Origin of the sequence: Indolivaga capnocytophagoides (assembly GCF_036511535.1) — a bacterium.
Taxonomy (GTDB): Bacteria; Bacteroidota; Bacteroidia; order Bacteroidales; family Dysgonomonadaceae; genus Dysgonomonas_A; species Dysgonomonas_A capnocytophagoides.
The window spans coordinates 3,423,061-3,440,391 of record NZ_AP028867.1 but is presented as its reverse complement, the minus strand read 5'-3'; the positions used below and the strand labels follow the sequence as shown (position 1 = coordinate 3,440,391).

At 34.7% G+C, this 17,331-nt stretch carries 16 protein-coding genes; 12 read left to right on the top strand and 4 right to left on the bottom strand.

Translation table 11 applies throughout. The features are described 5' to 3' along the window. The first annotated feature begins 102 nt into the window (after window positions 1-102). From AABJ51_RS13850 to AABJ51_RS13795, 12 genes are all read left to right on the top strand, one after another. A complete protein-coding gene (locus AABJ51_RS13850; protein ID WP_338372975.1) occupies window positions 103-4,599 on the top strand; it encodes a translocation/assembly module TamB domain-containing protein in 4,497 nt (1,498 codons plus the stop codon). After that, a complete protein-coding gene (locus AABJ51_RS13845; protein WP_338372974.1) occupies window positions 4,599-5,288 on the top strand; it encodes an ABC transporter ATP-binding protein in 690 nt (229 codons plus the stop codon). Before AABJ51_RS13850 ends, AABJ51_RS13845 begins: the two co-directional genes overlap by 1 nt. After that, window positions 5,285-6,403 carry a 4-phosphoerythronate dehydrogenase PdxB gene (gene pdxB, locus AABJ51_RS13840; protein WP_338372973.1) on the top strand — a complete coding sequence of 373 codons (1,119 nt, stop codon included), beginning with the start codon at window positions 5,285-5,287 and terminating at the stop codon, window positions 6,401-6,403. The genes AABJ51_RS13845 and pdxB overlap by 4 nt, the downstream gene beginning before the upstream one ends. A 200-nt stretch (window positions 6,404-6,603) precedes the next feature. Continuing rightward, window positions 6,604-7,365, top strand: coding sequence for a hypothetical protein (locus tag AABJ51_RS13835; RefSeq protein WP_338372972.1), 762 nt, complete (start codon window positions 6,604-6,606; stop codon window positions 7,363-7,365). Continuing rightward, window positions 7,358-8,419, top strand: a complete 1,062-nt coding sequence (locus tag AABJ51_RS13830; protein WP_338372971.1) for a winged helix DNA-binding domain-containing protein — start codon at window positions 7,358-7,360, stop codon at window positions 8,417-8,419. Before AABJ51_RS13835 ends, AABJ51_RS13830 begins: the two co-directional genes overlap by 8 nt. A 53-nt stretch (window positions 8,420-8,472) precedes the next feature. After that, window positions 8,473-9,369 (top strand): class I SAM-dependent methyltransferase, encoded by an 897-nt coding sequence (locus AABJ51_RS13825; protein ID WP_338372970.1) that lies wholly within the window; start codon window positions 8,473-8,475, stop codon window positions 9,367-9,369. A 685-nt stretch (window positions 9,370-10,054) separates the two neighbouring features. Further along, a complete protein-coding gene (locus tag AABJ51_RS13820) occupies window positions 10,055-10,579 on the top strand; it encodes a hypothetical protein (protein ID WP_338372969.1) in 525 nt (174 codons plus the stop codon). 205 nt (window positions 10,580-10,784) lie between these two features. After that, complete coding sequence (locus tag AABJ51_RS13815; protein ID WP_338372968.1) at window positions 10,785-11,762, top strand: tyrosine-protein phosphatase; 978 nt, start codon at window positions 10,785-10,787, stop codon at window positions 11,760-11,762. A gap of 49 nt (window positions 11,763-11,811) precedes the next feature. Beyond that, a complete protein-coding gene (locus AABJ51_RS13810) occupies window positions 11,812-12,036 on the top strand; it encodes a hypothetical protein (protein ID WP_026626574.1) in 225 nt (74 codons plus the stop codon). 80 nt (window positions 12,037-12,116) lie between these two features. Next, the gene (ychF, locus tag AABJ51_RS13805; protein WP_338372967.1) at window positions 12,117-13,220 is read left to right on the top strand and encodes a redox-regulated ATPase YchF; all 1,104 of its coding nucleotides are present in this window, start codon (window positions 12,117-12,119) and stop codon (window positions 13,218-13,220) included. A 15-nt stretch (window positions 13,221-13,235) separates the two neighbouring features. After that, complete coding sequence (locus AABJ51_RS13800) at window positions 13,236-13,667, top strand: GNAT family N-acetyltransferase (RefSeq protein ID WP_338372966.1); 432 nt, start codon at window positions 13,236-13,238, stop codon at window positions 13,665-13,667. Window positions 13,668-13,710: 43 nt separating this feature from the next. Next, window positions 13,711-14,505 (top strand): M48 family metalloprotease, encoded by a 795-nt coding sequence (locus AABJ51_RS13795; protein WP_026626577.1) that lies wholly within the window; start codon window positions 13,711-13,713, stop codon window positions 14,503-14,505. Between the two features lie 79 nt (window positions 14,506-14,584). On the opposite strand, the gene AABJ51_RS13790 is transcribed toward AABJ51_RS13795, so the two are convergent. From AABJ51_RS13790 to AABJ51_RS13775, 4 genes are all read right to left on the bottom strand, one after another. Beyond that, entirely contained in the window at window positions 14,585-15,217 is a 633-nt protein-coding gene (locus AABJ51_RS13790) for a SagB/ThcOx family dehydrogenase (RefSeq protein ID WP_338372965.1), read from the bottom strand. Window positions 15,218-15,233: 16 nt separating this feature from the next. Further along, on the bottom strand, window positions 15,234-15,785 hold the full coding sequence (locus AABJ51_RS13785) for an NAD(P)H-dependent oxidoreductase (protein WP_026626579.1): 552 nt from the start codon (window positions 15,783-15,785) through the stop codon (window positions 15,234-15,236). A gap of 119 nt (window positions 15,786-15,904) precedes the next feature. Then, window positions 15,905-16,504 (bottom strand): LURP-one-related/scramblase family protein, encoded by a 600-nt coding sequence (locus AABJ51_RS13780; RefSeq protein WP_338372964.1) that lies wholly within the window; start codon window positions 16,502-16,504, stop codon window positions 15,905-15,907. Between the two features lie 44 nt (window positions 16,505-16,548). After that, window positions 16,549-17,328, bottom strand: coding sequence for a radical SAM protein (locus tag AABJ51_RS13775; RefSeq protein ID WP_338372963.1), 780 nt, complete (start codon window positions 17,326-17,328; stop codon window positions 16,549-16,551). Window positions 17,329-17,331 lie beyond the last annotated feature (3 nt).

Genomic DNA, 17,331 nt, shown 5'->3' with positions numbered 1-17,331 from the left:
AAACCAACGTTTTATGTAGCAAGAGCAGAGCTAAACTTGTTTAAGCTATAGCAAGTCACGACAACCAACGGTCACAGGAACGTAGTGTATGTAAAATGACTAATGAAATTGAACTACCGATACAGCAGGGATATGGAGAACGAACAAAAAGAGAAAGAAACTTCGCCTAAGAAGAAAAGTATTATAAAGAAGATTGCTAAAATTTTTCTTTACATAATTATTGGGATCATTGCTCTCAATCTGGCATTGTATGGCTTATTATCGATTCCGTCGGTACAGAAAAAAGTAGTGGATTATGCCATTGCCCAGCTAAAACCAATTGTTAAAACTGAATTACGCATTGACGAAGTAAGACTGAAACTCTTTAATAACGTTAATCTGAAAGGTGTATATATCGAAGATCAGACCAAAGATACTTTGCTGTATGCCAGCAATCTTGAAGTAAGCCTCAGTCCATGGAAACTATTGAAAAGCGAATTGCTGATCAATGCCATAGATGTAGACGATTTCACGATACATATTTCGCAGAAAAACCCGGATGCCGATTTTAATTTTCAGTTTCTTATAGATGCCTTTGCCGGCGATACTACAGCTGTAGACACCACATCAAGCAGTCTGAAGATAAATATAGAAGATATAAAACTGAGAAACGGTAAACTCAAATACGATGTTCTTTCAGAAAACACCACCCCTAATGAATTTAATGCATCGCATATTCATATTTATGATTTGAATGCCGATCTCAACCTCCCTTCGATAGATACTGAAAACCTCAAGGCAACACTGACATCTCTTTCATTGAAAGAACATTCGGGACTTGAAGTTAAAAACCTGAAAGCCGAAGTTACATCCGATAAGTCGACTTACTTCATCAAGGATGCAGAGCTAGAATTACCTGCTTCAAAACTGATCATTCCTTTCGCAAAATATAACATCGAAACGAATGAATTTGCTGTAAATTCCGAGCCATCGGTTCTATCTCCTAATGATCTGAAACCCTTTATGGCAGATCTGAAACAACTCAAAAACGACATAAAACTTCAGGCTTCCATTACAGGTAAACTTCCTGCTATAAATATCGACAGCCTGATCGTAAACTACGGAAATGAGACAAATCTGAGAGCCTCAGGTTCTATATCCGATTATGAGCACTACGACAAAGCACGGATAAATCTGGCCATTAACCAATTTCTTATCACTCCTGCCGATATCACGGATTTTGCACGTATAGGAGATTCTGCTTTTGTGGCTCCCGATATTCTCAAAACATTGGGTAATGTGAGACTGAAAGGTTTATTGATAGGATCACTCGATAATTTTAAGCTGGATGCTGATGCTTGGGCAAAACACGGTGCATTGAAAATGGTAGCAGCAGGTGCAACAGACACTACTTTCGAAAATTTCAAAGTAAACGCCAAGCTCCAAACACAAAATTTCAATGCAGGCTCTTTAATGGAAATGCCCGAGATGGGGCGTGTTTCAGCCTTTCTTAACCTCAATGCGTCACAAAGCAAAAGACAGCCTCTATCAGCTGATGTAAAAGGACAGGTCAACAGTATACAATACAACAAACATACATACAAGGATGTCCCTTTCTCAGCTTATTACAACGCCTCTAAAATGGGCGGATGGATAAAGGGGGACCTGCCATTGGGTAAATTCGAGGCAAAAGCCGATATGACCCAGGATCGCATCCCCAAAATCAATCTCGATCTGGATGTTCAGCAATTAAAAATAGATCAGCTTATAGACAGTCTGGGATGGAAAAATCCGGAACTTACCTTCCACCTCAAAGGTGATATCACCGGACTGGATATGAATAATATACAGGCTGATGTAACAATAGAGGATTTTCTGTTCTCACGAGACAGTTTGTCATTCAAACCGGGCATTATTGCTCTGAAAGCAGGATCGAACAGCCCTACAGATAAATACATAAAACTAAGCTCATCGCAAATAAGCGGAAGTATTACAGGCGATTACAACTTTGTACAGCTCCCCGATCAGATCAATAACCTGATGCACCAATATCTACCGGGACTATTCCCTAAATTGGTGAAAATACCACGAAATGCAAAACATAATATATTCAATTTCAGTACAATTATAAATAATACTGAAAATCTCGGAAGCATACTTGATCTTCCTGCTAACATTATAAAACCCTTAACCATAGACGGTACTATCAATACAGAGCAAAACCGGATAATGGCAAAGGCAAATATTCCGGTTATAGAGTATGACAACCTCAAAATAAGAAATACGCAGATCGACCTGAATAACAGCGACAGCATCATAAGCATGAAAGCGTATCTGAATCTGTATGAAAACGGAAAGGGAATCGATTTCAATCTCGATACAAAAATAGAAGCTGATACTGTCAATGCCTTGTTAAACGTTAAGCGTGACAGTACTGATCTGAATGTAGATGCAACCTTGCATGCGTTGGCAAACTTTAAACTATCCAACAAAGGAGAACTTATTTCGAGTGTAAAATTCAAGCCTACAAACATGACTGTCGGCAAATTGATGCTGGCTTTCCTTCCTGCCGAAATACATAATGAAGGCGAACGTACTACCATATCCAATTTTGGTTTCATGGAAGGTAAAGGACGTATTATGAACCGATATTTGGGTATAGACGGTGCTATTTCGAATTCAAAACAGGATACGCTGAATGTGTCATTCGCAAATGCTAACCTGGGAAATATACTAAGTGCTTTTGATATAGAAAATATAAGTGCGATTGCCGATGGAAAAATCAAGCTGACAAATATCCTTAATCAGCCGGAAATGTATACCAATAACCTCAGACTTGATAATATCATTATATTTAATGACACCCTCGGAGATCTGAAAATACAAAGTAAATGGAACGATGCCGAAGGTGCGATCGCATTCAGGGCATTCCTCGAAAAAGAAAAAACAAAAAGCGAAGCTGCCGGCTACGTATTCCCTGCTCAGGATTCATTAAACCTGAAAGTCAATTTAGACAGGGTATCAATAGGATGGATACAACCGTTTATGGCAGACATGATCAATAATGCAGGCGGAAGTATCAGTACCGGACTGAGGGTTACGGGTAAAATATCGGCTCCCGAAGTAAGAGGATGGCTGGGTGTAAATAATGCTTATGTGGGTATAGATTATACCAATGTAACGTATCATATTTCCGACACAATACAAATAACCCCCGACAAAATCGGATTTGATAATCTGGTCATAGAAGATTCAAATCATAATAAGGCTCGTGTAAATGCTGTAGTCACACACAAAAATTTCGAAGACATGCAGTACAAAATTGATATGAACCTCAATAATCTGATGGTATTAAATACGGCCGCCCGTACCGACAGTTTATTTTATGGAAGGGTATTTGCCAGCGGAAATGTAAATATCAAAGGATCAGACGATCTTATTGATATCAAAATGTCGATACGTAATGGCAGAAATTCATCTATAAATGTACAAATACCTCAAAATGAAGAAGCTGTAAAATATCAAAGTATTGTATATATCAATACTCCGAAAGAGCTTGATAAGATAGAGGCTCCCAAACAAGAAGAAGAATCAGTACTTCCTATAAAGTTATCTGTAAATCTTACCCTTACTCCCGATATGGCTATCGGTGTAGTAATAGACCCTCTGACGGGGGATGCCATGCAGGCTAAAGGTTCGGGATTGATAGACTTTACTTATGACATGAGATCGGAAGATATGAAGGCCTTTGGTAATTATATCCTTTCGGATGGTTCGGTTCGCCTGAAATTACAAAGTATAAAAACCCTGAGCCTGAAAATAAAGGAAGGAAGTAAACTGGTATTCGTAGGTGACCCGCTCAAAACTACTTTCGATATAAGTGCTTACAGGAGAGTTAAAGCCGATCTGGCTACTTTAGACCCTTCTTTCGCCAGTGATGCCAGCGGGTCTACCAAGGTAAATGCCGATGGTATTTTGGGTATCAGTGGCAATATGGACAAAATGAACCTTACTTATGACGTTTCGCTACCCGATGCCAGCGATGACCTTAAAGACCGTGTAAGAAGCCTTATATCCACCAATGAGCAAAAAGTAAAACAGTTTGCCTATCTGCTGGTTATGGGTACATTCTATTCGAATACAGGAGGTACAGGAGGTAATATAACAGACGGAATGCTAACCAGCATAGCATCCGGTGCTTTATCGAGTGGTCTTAATATGCTATTCGGAAATATGTTGGGTGATAAATGGAATATAGGAACAAATATTTCTTCTAATGACGGTACTTTCAACGATATGGATATGAGTATAAGCGTATCGAGAAAATTCTTGGATGATAAACTCGAATTTAATACCAATCTGGGTTACCGTACTGATAATTCGACCGCTTCGGACAATTCGTTTATTGGGGACTTTGATGTTGCCTATGCACTTACCCGCTCACTTAAATTCAAAGTGTTCAATAAAACAAACGACCGTTATTATAAACAAGCTGCTATGACACAAGGTATAGGATTGGTATATACCCGCGAGGCAAAAACAATCAGGCAGTTATTCAATATGTTCAGAAAGAAAAAATTCCGTAATAAAGAAGAAATTCAGACAGAAGGAGGACGCTGATGATAGATATCTGCCGCATATCAAAAAAATACGGGAATACAGAAGCTCTGAATGATGTTTCCTTTTCTCTGAAAAAGGGAGAAATCACCGCTTTTTTAGGACCTAACGGAGCAGGAAAAACAACTATGATGAATATCATGACAGGAGTAATAAATCAAACTTCGGGAGAAGTACTTTTCGATCATGAAGATATAAGAAACAAGCCTGTTGAAATAAAATCAAAAATAGGTTATCTGCCCGAATACAACCCTCTTTATGAGGATATGTACGTATGTGAGTACCTGGAATATGCCGCAAGTTTTTATCTGCCTGAAAAGGGAATAAAAGCACGTGTTTCCGAAATGATAGAAAAAACAGGATTAACAGATGAATACCGGAAGAAAATAGGAAAGCTGTCTTTCGGTAATAAAAAACGGACAGGTCTTGCACAAGCTTTGGTACACGATCCCGAAATATTGATACTGGATGAACCTACCAACGGTCTTGACCCTAATCAGCAACATAACATAAAGGAATTAATAGAAGAATTAGGTAAAACAAAAACGATCTTATTTTCATCCCACCGTTTTGATGATGTCGAAAATATAGCCTCGAATTATGTTATACTCCATAAAGGAAATTTAGTGTTAAACGAAAGAGCCGAAAATATCGATTCTATAGAAAATACTTTTTATAAGTTGACAAAATGAACATCATAGCAGATAAAAATATCCCTTACCTGAAAGGTATAGGCGAAGCTTTTGGTAATATAACTTACCTGAGCGGAAACGAATTCACCAAAGAAAGCATCAAAAACGCAGATACACTTATAGTACGTACAGTTACACATTTTGATGAGAATATACTGGACGGTTCTCTTGTAAAGCTGATATGCTCGGCTACAATCGGTTACGATCATATCGACACCGAATATTGCGACAGCCACGGTATTACATGGAAAAACGCTCCCGGATGTAATTCGGGTTCCGTACAACAATACGTAGCATCGGCACTGATAACGATAGCGGAAAAAAAGAATTTCTCGCTGAAAGGCAAAACAATAGGAATTGTAGGTGTAGGGAATGTCGGTAAAAAGGTTGCTGCAATTTGTGAAATTTTAGGCATGCGTGTCCTTAAAAACGACCCTCCAAGGGAACAAGCCGAACAAAGCGGTGAATTTGTAAGTCTGGACGTAATCAAAAAATATGCAGACTTTATTACATTTCACACTCCTCTAACAAAAGAAGGAGAATACAAAACATTTCATCTGGCAGACAAAAGTTTTTTTGATACCTTAGGTAAAAAACCTATTATCATCAATTCTGCTAGAGGTGGTATTATCGATACAGCATCTATAAAAGAAGCCATTCTCAACGACAAAATATCCGGTGCTATTATTGATTGCTGGGAGAAAGAACCTGACATCGATATAGAATACCTTCATCTGGTAGATATTGCTACTCCGCATATTGCAGGATATTCAGCTGATGGCAAAGCCAATGCTACCCGTATGTCTTTAGAATCAATTGCTGAATTTTGGTCTTTGGATCCAACCCCAGCTAAAAAGGTTGTACCTCCTTCGATAGATAATCCAATTATAGATTTTTCCTTACTGGAAGGAGATCAGTTTGAACAGGCAATTTTAAAGACATACAACCCTCTGGAAGATTATGCAAAATTACTGGATAATCCCGAAAAATTCAGTTCGCTAAGAAGCAACTACCGACTCAGACGTGAATTTCCTGCCTATACTGTTAAAAATATCGATAATAGAGATGTACGTGTATTATGCCGTAAAATAGGATTTAATATAGAGGCTATATAAGAATTCGTCCTTATTAGTTTTTCGAATATCTGATTCAGGGAAAATGAGTAAAACCTTATCTTCTCTGAATCTTTTTTATTTTCTATTCCGGTTAAAATTCTTAATTTGCAAAAATTAAGATCTCAGACCTTTTTATTATCCATCCATGTATAACAGCAATAGGTCGCTATTACTTACATCTAACAACACTATCTGAAAGTATGAAAATTTATATTTTTATTATACTATCATCATTGCTATTAATAAGCTGTTCATCAACCAAAAGATATTATTTTTATGCAACACTCGACAGCGAAAATAATAAGATGAATAAAACTGAATCGGGAATTTTCACTGAAATAAAAGACAGTATAAAAATATCTTATGTTTATTCGGGTGAAAATATCAATATGAACCTGAATATAGAAAACAAAGCACCCTACCCTATTTCTGTAAATTGGGACAAATCGCATTTACAAATAAATGATATGATGCCCAAAATGTATAAAAATATTCATAGGAAGGATCATCAATTGGAAGCATACGAAATAAAAGAAAATTCGAATAAAGAATATGTCTTATTAAAAGATGCTGGATACAATTTCAGACAGATAAACAAACGAAAAGCCAGTAATAAAGAAAAAGCAGTCGGCGACCGCAATGTAAAGACAAAGTCGCTTGAATTTGACAGTGACAATTCTCCCTTATTTCTTACAAGTACAATATATCTTGTTAAAAATAAAGATAATACAAAAGAAGAATATTCATCTGTCAATACTTTTTACTTATCGAGTCTGAATAGAATTGACAAAAAAGATTACAAAAAAATAAAAAGAGAATCAAATTCGAGGGGTGATATACTTTGTATACGGTACGAAAGAGAAAGAAATAATAAATTTGGACAAATGTTGGTGGCCGGACTTATAGAAACAGCTTTCTTTGTAATAGATACAAAATTAAATGAAGGACTTGATTATGAATGATACTCTACAAAATATAAGAAATATAAGACTCCAGAGCCAACATTTGGTGAATAAAGCATTCTCTGATCCTAAAAAACTTATAGAATGGATGGGTGCCGTTCAGGCACAGGATTACAATATGGCAAAATGGGCTATCGGATGCCGGCTTCTAACATCTAATAATAAGATAATAGAAGAAGCTTTCGATCGGGGAGATATCTTAAGAACTCATGTCATGCGCCCTACATGGCATTTCGTATCGAATGATGATATACGATGGATGGTAAAACTATCCTCTAAAAAAATAATATCGGCTTGGAAATCTTATGATAAAAAATATCAAACAGATGAAAAGCAATATACAAGATGGCTCAATCAGATTGAAAAATTATTGGAAGGAAACCGTCATCTTACCCGAGAAGAAATAAAAGAAGAGTTTGAAAGAACAGGTACAATCATCTCTCCGCACGAAATGAACCATTGTATGATGAATGCCGAAGCTTTGGGAATAGTTTGCAGCGGTGCAGTCAAAAACAAAAAACAGACCTATGCCCTACTCGATGAACGTGTTCCGAAAACGAGGGATTTTACAAAAGAAGAAGCCTTATTCAAACTTGCAACAAAATATTTCAGAAGCCATTCTCCGGCAAGTATAGACGATTTTATATGGTGGTCGGGATTATCCACCTCTGATGCTAAAAACGCCATTAATTTGATTAAGAATAACCTTTTAAGCGAAAAATACGACAGCAAAGAACTGTATATATATGATGCAACTGCTTATAAAAGTTATTTAGATGAAAATTTACATCTGCTTCCTGCATTCGATGAATATATAATAAGCTACAAGGACCGTACTCATGTATTACCCCGCGAGCATTATCACAAAGCATTTAATAATTACGGAACTTTTTATCCTATACTGGTTTATAATGGTAATGTAATAGGTAATTGGAAAAAAGAAGAAAAGAAAAGTAAAACAATTATTACCAGTGAATTATTTATTAATGATCTGATTATTAATAATAATTTATTAGAAATGAATAGCAATAGGTATCAGGATTTTATGAAATGAATCTAAAAAAAATATTAATAACTTTGCATTTCATTATATAACTATATAAATACATGCTTCTTCTCGAACCAAAATATTGGAAAGATTACGAATTAATAGATTCGGGCGATTATGAAAAACTCGAACGTTTCGGAAAATACATCATATCACGTCCTGAACCTCAAGCTGTTTGGCAAAAAACTTTACCGGAAAACGAATGGATCCGGATGGCTGATGCAACTTTCAAACGTGAAAAAGGAAAATCATCAAATGACGGCAATGAAAGAGGGGAGTGGATACAAAAAAAGGGGATGCCCGACCAATGGTTTATAGCTTATGACTATAAGGATATGCACCTCCGATTCAGATTAGGACTCACATCTTTCAAGCATGTAGGTGTATTTCCCGAACAAGCCGAAAATTGGAATTTCATATACGATACCGTACAATCTATAAAAATAAATGAACCAAAAGTACTTAACCTCTTTGCTTATACGGGAGGAGCATCTATTGCTGCAAAAAGTGCCGGTGCTGATGTTACCCATGTAGATTCTGTAAAGCAGGTAATCACTTGGTCGAGAGAAAATATGGAAGCGTCATCTCTGGATAATATAAGATGGATCGTAGAAGATGCACTTAAATTTTGTAGGAGAGAAGTAAAACGAGGTAAGAAGTACAATGGAATTATATTAGATCCACCAGCTTATGGAAGAGGCCCTGATGGGGAGAGATGGATTCTCGAAGAAAATATTGCCGAAATAATGTCTCTTTGCAGAGAATTATTAGAAGAGCATGGTTCTTTCCTTATACTCAACCTATATTCAATGGGATTTTCAGCAGTAATAGCCGAAAACCTTCTGAAAGATTACTTTCCTAAAGCTAAATCCATTGAATACGGAGAACTTGTAATTCCCGAACAATCGGGTAAACGGCTTCCACTTAGTATTTATGCAAGACTAAAAACAATATAAGGAGGATATAAAACTCTTTTATCGCTCTCTTAATATATAATAATGCAGATGAATTTTTTCATCTGCATTATTTTTATCTATACAAAAAGAGATCTTTAAATAATTGATATATATAATTTTAAATTATCTAGTAAAGAGCATACAGGGATAAATAAGCAACAATAAAAAAGGATAATTTCGGTGTAACCTTTATTACCTTCAAAAGGTAATAATGAACTTACAGCTATATGAAGTCTTATTTTTAATATATGTCAATAAACTGTTAATAACTGTTGATAGTTTTATAAAAAATAAAATTGCATATACCAAAGTTATACTTGTATAGAATATCTATCTCTAAAGACAAAATTATTTAGCAAAAATCTTTATTTAAAATATCATCGAGTTATCAACAATAATTAACAATGAATATAAAAAATACTTTTCAACCGTTTACTTTATTAACAACAGTACAATAAAGTTTGTAAATAACATATAATCAAATGAAAAATAAATAATATTTTTGTTGATAAACGTATAGTTAGGCATAGTTAGGATTTTAATAACTCAAAAAACAAGAAATAAGAAGAAAAAAAATAAACACTATTAACAGCCTATTATTACTACCATATAGTTTTTTTGATTTTAAATAAATAAATAATACATAATATCAATTGTGAATAACTCTTTTTAATTAGATCGTACTATGAAAAAATTGCTTTTTGTATATATCCTATTTGTTGGTTTATTTAATATGAATGCTCAGAATTCTTCTAATCCTAAATTCAACGTACCTGAGCAGTATACTTTAGTTGCACCTGAAGATTATACAAAATACGAACCTCAGTTGATGCAGACTATTGATTGGTATTTATGGAGATCTATGGCTTTTGATGCAGATAAAAGAAAGTCAGCAAATGAGTTCTTTATAAAATGGGTAACAGGCAGTCCTACTGTTACCGTAGATATTCATACCGATATAGTAAATTTTGTGGATACTACTCCTGAACTCCTTATACCTTTCACAATGGGATGGGTAAAGTATTCGATAGATAATAATTACTCAAAAGATAGGATAAAAGCTTGTAGTGCAGGCATTAGAACAGCTGTAGATTATTATAATAAAAACCGCAGTTTTTTCACGAAAAATGAAAATATTGAGAAATACGATAAGATGAAAGAAGATAAACTCGAAAAATATATAAATAAAGTATTTGCTTCTATTAAGTAATAGAAGTATTTAAAATCACCTTTAAAAGTGATAACTTATGCTTGCAAAGTCGTGAGAAACGTCTTCCCAAAGCCTGTTATAAACTAAAAATATATTCATGAATAAAAGTATTTACTTAATTATTAGATATACAATGAAGAAATTTTTTTTATCACTTACGTTATGTTCTTTTATATTTGTATCCTGTAACAACTCAAACAACACTATGGTAAAAGCTGAATATTCGGGTGAAGATATAAGAAATTCTGTGAGTATAAACAGAAATAAAGATTCTAAAGAGGCCTTTTTTAGAATAAGTACAGATGGTCAATGGATTCTTTATTCGGGTAAGTCGGTTGATGAGATTGATTTTTCTAAACCTTTATTAGAAGGAGAGGGTAGTGGTACATTTCCTTTACATGTAAATGATACTTCACGTACTTATTTTCAAGTAGTGACGAAAAAAGGAAAAGCTATTCTGGCCGAAGAACATCTGCCTATGTCCGGAGGATATAATTTCAGGGATTTAGGAGGTATTAAAACGGAAAACGGTAGATATGTTAAATGGGGTAAAATATTCAGGTCTGATGATTTACATAATCTCACTGATGCCGACCTTATTTATCTAAGCAATATACCTTTGGTATCTATTGTTGATTTTCGTTCTAAGGAAGAAATAGAAAGAGGGCCCGATAAAGTACCTGCATCAGTGAAAGAAGATTATGCTTTATCTATATCTCCCGGTAATTTGCTGGCAGCTGCCAGCTTGGATAAGTTAACTGTACAACAGGCTGATAGTGCTATGAAGGACATAAACAGATTACTCGTTACTGATGTTGAATCCATCAAACAATACAAAACGATGTTTGATTTGCTGCAGAATAATGACAATGTTCCGCTTATGTTTCATTGCTCGGCGGGTAAAGATCGTACAGGGATGGGAGCTGCTCTGATATTGTCTGCATTAGGGGTAGGAGAGGACATCATTTTTGCGAATTATATGGAGTCTAATAAATATCTGGCTGATAAGTATGCTAAATATATAGCAGAAAAACCTCAATTAAAGCCTTTATTTGAAGTTAAACCCGAATTTCTGAAGGCTGGATTGGATCAGATTAAAAAAGACCATGGAAGCGTCGAAAATTATCTTGCAAATGTATTAATGGTGGATATATCGAAAATGCGTGATATATATTTATATTGATTTTATGATATCTAATTATTACAAATATATTATATCATTTTTGTATTAAATGAAAATATATACACTTATATATCAGAAACCTTTACGAGTAAAAACATATTCGTCTCTTGTAGCATTATTCGAAGATAATACTGTCGAACAGCTTGGCGTGAGTAAATATAAATTAGACCGATTTGATTTCGACAGTACATATTATGTAAGTACAAAAGTTATTATTACACGTTCGGTTCCTTTATCATCGGGTGATGTAAGACGAAAAAATCAGGTAAAATAAGCGATATGAAAGAGTAGGAGAGAGTATGAAGAAAAATAAGTATCTTTGCTGCTCTAATATAAAAAAAATAGAATTAAATAATGGCTCTTCAGTGCGGTATAGTAGGACTTCCTAATGTAGGAAAGTCAACTCTTTTCAATTGTTTGTCGAATGCAAAAGCTCAATCGGCGAATTTCCCTTTTTGTACAATCGAACCTAATGTAGGGGTAATAACTGTTCCCGATGAACGTTTGAATAAACTGGCGGAACTAGTTAAGCCTAACCGTATTGTACCTACTACCGTAGAGATAGTTGATATAGCAGGTCTTGTAAAAGGAGCCAGTAAAGGCGAAGGACTTGGAAATAAATTTTTGGCAAACATACGTGAAACCGATGCTATTTTGCATGTTCTTCGTTGTTTCGATGACGATAATATTACCCATGTTGATGGCAGTATAAATCCGGTACGTGATAAAGAAATTATAGATATTGAACTTCAACTGAAAGATCTTGAAACTGTTACTTCCCGTATTCAGAAAGTAGAAAAGCAGGCTAAAACAGGTGGAGACAAAGATGCTAAGAGAGCATACGATATTCTTTTACAGTTCAAAGAAGCTCTTGAACAAGGTAAATCGGCTCGTACTGTGACTTTTGAAAGTAAAGAGGATCAGAAAATAGCTAAAGAACTGTATCTGCTTACTTACAAACCGGTTCTTTATGTATGTAATGTCGATGAAGCCAGTGCCACTGCAGGCAACAAATATGTAGATCAGGTAAAAGAAGCTGTTAAAGATGAAGATGCTGATATACTTATAGTTGCTGCTAAAATTGAATCTGAGATAGCTGAATTTGAATCATATGAAGAGCGTCAGATGTTCCTTTCAGAAATAGGTTTGGAAGAATCGGGTGTAGCGCGACTTATCAAGGCTGCTTACGATCTTTTGGGACTTCTTACATATTTTACCTGTGGAGTGCAGGAAGTGCGTGCATGGACTTTTACTAAAGGCTTTAAGGCTCCTCAATGCGCAGGTGTTATTCATACCGATTTCGAAAAAGGATTTATCCGTGCAGAAGTTATTAAATATAACGACTTTATAACATTGGGTTCTGAGGCTGCTTGTAAAGAAGCCGGAAAAATGAATGTTGAAGGTAAAGAATATGTAGCTGAAGACGGAGATATTATGCATTTTAGATTTAATGTATAAGTCTAATTATTTAGTATGGTATTAAAAGCATTTGAGTCTGATTATAATGCTTTGATTGATATATGGGACAGTGCGGTATCTGCAACACATGACTTTCTTAGTAAAGAAGATTTTCTGTTTTATAAATCACAGTTGACGCTATATTTCAATTATGTGGATTTATATATTTATAAAGATGAAAATGATCTTATAAAAGGCTTTTTAGGTGTATCTTCTGATAAAATAGAAATGCTTTTTATTGATAATAAATACAGGAAATCAGGGATAGGGAAAACTTTGCTTCGTTTCGCCATTGATACATTGAATATTAGTAAAGTAGATGTAAATGAGGATAATAAACAAGCATTTGGATTTTATAAAAAATATGGATTCACGCAAATAGGGTATTCCGAGTTTGACTCTGAAGGTAAACCTTATCCTATTATTTTTATGGAACTAAAGTTATAAAATAGACTCTTAATTATTTATATATTTAAACAACACTTGACTTATGAAGAAAACAATTTTAGCCATGGGGCTTGTTATTGCTTGCAGTTTAGGTGCTCATGCGCAATTTGGTAAAATCAAAATTGATAAGGCTGCCAGTGCTGTATCTAAAGGTGTGAAATCTTTCACTCTGACTGATGCTGAACTGAAAGGTTATGCTGATGAATGTACTAAATGGGAAGATGAGCATAATCATTTATGTAAAACTGATGATAAGTATGAGAATACTAAAGCTTATGCTGTCCGTCTTGAAAAGATTGTAGCAAATGTTCCTGCAGATCTTATAAAAGAATATAATCTGGATATTAAAGCATATCATGTAACTGATGTAAATGCTTTTGCACGTCCTAATGGAAGTATACGTATTTTCACTCCATTGATGGATTTAATGAGTGATGATGAAGTATTGGCTGTTATCGGCCACGAAATAGGCCATGTTGTAAATAAGGACTCTAAAGATGCTTTTGTAACTGCATTAAGATCATCTGCTCTTAAAGATGCTGCAGGTGCTGTAGGAGGTAATACTGTAAGTGCATTGACTGATTCTCAGTTAGGTGACCTTGCGGAATCATTAGGAAATGCACAATTTTCTCAAAAACAAGAAAATCAGGCTGATGCCTATGGTTTCGAATTATTGAAGAAAATGGGTAAAGATTCTTCAAATATGGCTTTATCATTAGGACAACTTCTTAAGTTACAGGAAGAAGCCGGTTCGCCTGAAAATAGCAAATTCAATAAGTTATTTTCGAGTCACCCCGATCTTAAAAAACGTATAGAGACTTTGAATAAGAAAAAGTAAGGTCACATAATTTTTTGAAATAAGAAACGAGGACAATTGTCCTCGTTTCTTATTTTAAGGTTTCAGACCTTTTTATTATTTATTTCAAATATCCGATAGGATGATTTAGTATCAGCGATTGATTTTCGTTAAGTTTCAATGCTTTTGTAAGTTCCTCACGGTTCATCTGAGCGCGTGGTTTTGTACCCAGTCCCATTCCTGCGCAATACAGAGAAATATTCTGAGAAACAATGCCTGCATCTACTTTTCCCATATTTGTTCTGTGTTCCACTGTATTATAAGCAGATGTTTTGTATTTTGATGCATCTGCTACCAGATATAATATGCACGGTGGTTCAGCACCTTCTTTTCTCCCTCCTGCAAGACTGCGGTAATCACCTTCTGCTACAAGCTCTAAATTATTGTTTGCAGCATCGTATTTATAAACAGCTTTTGGTAATGATACGTAGATATCTATATCCTGGCTGTTTTGAGCCGAAGGAGCGGTCTTTTTACCGTTTTCCCTATTAATACCATTGGCAGCCCATAAAAGGTTCGATAAATCGCTTAAATTAAGTTCTTTTTCGATATATGCCATATTTGATTGTCTCAAGGCGAATGCTTCCATTATAGAAGTACCTCCAGTTTTGGCAGGAACATTCAGTTTTATATCCTGTGCCTGTAATGCAAAGCATATACTTAGTGCAGCTAAAGAGCTGTAAATGTATTTCATATTCAAATAATTATAATCAGACAGCTTTTTCTACTGTATTTAAAAATGCTTTCCTATGTTCGTCTGTCCCTAATGAGGTATTGTCGTTATTTAACCAGGTAACATTATTGATACCTACCGAGTTGAGCATATTCGGAATAAATACATTTTCAATAGAATTTTTGAATAATTCTGTTGCACCTTGCGATGTAGAAATTACGGTTCCTTTGCTTATACTCAATAGAGGAGTCCATCCATTTTCATAATTATAGGCGAAATTAACCAGTAATACTTTATCGAAAAACCCTTTTAATATGGCAGGAGCTGTACCCCACCATATAGGAAATATGAATATTATCTCGTCTGTTTTTTTCAAAATATCCTGATATTTATGTACTAAAGGATCAAGAGCCTCTCCTTTATTGAAAACAGCTAATTCGGCTTCTGTAAGGTTAGCATTGAAATTATCTTTCTGAAGGTCTATTACTTCATATGCTTTATTATCCTTAGTTAGTTTTGTAGTGATTGTATCTAATATTGCTTTATTGAAACTACCATGCCAAGGATGGCTGAATACTATTGTTACCATATATATTTTATTTATATTTTCTGAGTTCTATATAAAGTTATTTATAATGTTTCGTAGTAACAAAAAAAGGCTGTAATTATCTTTACGGCCTTCTGTTATTTTATGGAAAATTAAGAATTTTAGCGAGATTCTTTTAGTACCATATCTATTGTGATTGCTGTCGAAACTACTACTATTTTATCATTATTCTCCTGATACTCTTCGTTGATAGATACATTGTATTTATCGGCTGTAGTAAATACTTCTTTCATTGCTCCGGCCCATTTTTTACTGATAGAACCTATCGCTGATTGATCAGGGGCGGATATAACAAAATTCCAACCTTTCCAGTCACCTTTTATATGTGCTATTTGATTGCGGTTTGCATCCATAATATGGAATGTAGGCTTTAAGAACGACCATTTTTGTTTGATCAGCCCTAATGTTTGATGATGTCCGTCTAATACTACTATTTCAGACATAAAGAATGTCCATCCTCTTTTAATCACAGCAATTGTATTGCCTTCCATATCTACTATCTCAAGTAAAAATGGAAGCATTGCTTTATTCAGAATAAGGCGCAACATTTTATGGCCTGTGGATATTCTTTGTCTGATAAAACCTATCTGTGTACCTTCTTGATTGAATACTTTATATTCGGCTTCAAATTTGAAAAAATTTACTTTTTGATCAATGAAATATTCATTAGTTTCAAAAAATTTTGGAATATTATTACTCATAAATATGATTATAGTTGTTCAATAATTTAGCAAATGTATAAAATTTACCCGGCAATATTAATTTTTATACCTAATTCCTGTACTTTTATACCTATTTCACGTAATTTTTCTACAGGTATTTTTTCTAAGTTTTTTTCAGGAGTTTCTCTGTCTATTGTATAAATCATAACTTCCTTTGGTTGTGTTTGCTTAATAATATCTACCCATGCATCTATTTCTACGTTGGTAGTATTATCAATATGTTTTCCGTTGTGTGTTCCTTTCAGAAACATTGTTTGAAGGATAAAGTTTCCATCAAATTTTTTGAATAGCTCAATTTGCTTTTCGATGCTATAACTGGGAGCTGCAGGCTGATCTATCAACCGTACTGTTTCTATAAAAGCCGAATCGAGTTTTAATATATTATTATCAACCTTTTTCAAGGCATCGAAAACCTTTTCTTTACCCATATGCATAGCATTACTCAAAACACTTATTTTGGCTTCCGGATACAGCTTATTTCTTAATGCAATGGTATCGTCTATAATTTCTGCAAAATGAGGGTGGAGGGTTGGTTCTCCATTTCCCGCAAATGTAATAACATCTATGGCTATGTTTTCTGCTTTTAACTGATGCAGTTTATGATCAAGAGCAGCTTTTACCTGTTCACGAGAGGGCAGGGGAGTTTTGGTTCTTCCATCTTTATTGTAACCGCATTCGCAATATATACAATCGAATGAACATACTTTCCCATCAAAAGGCAGTAGGTTCATACCCAATGAACTGCCTAATCTCCGGCTGTGTATGGGACCAAATACAATTTGGTCGAATAATATAGTTGACATGAT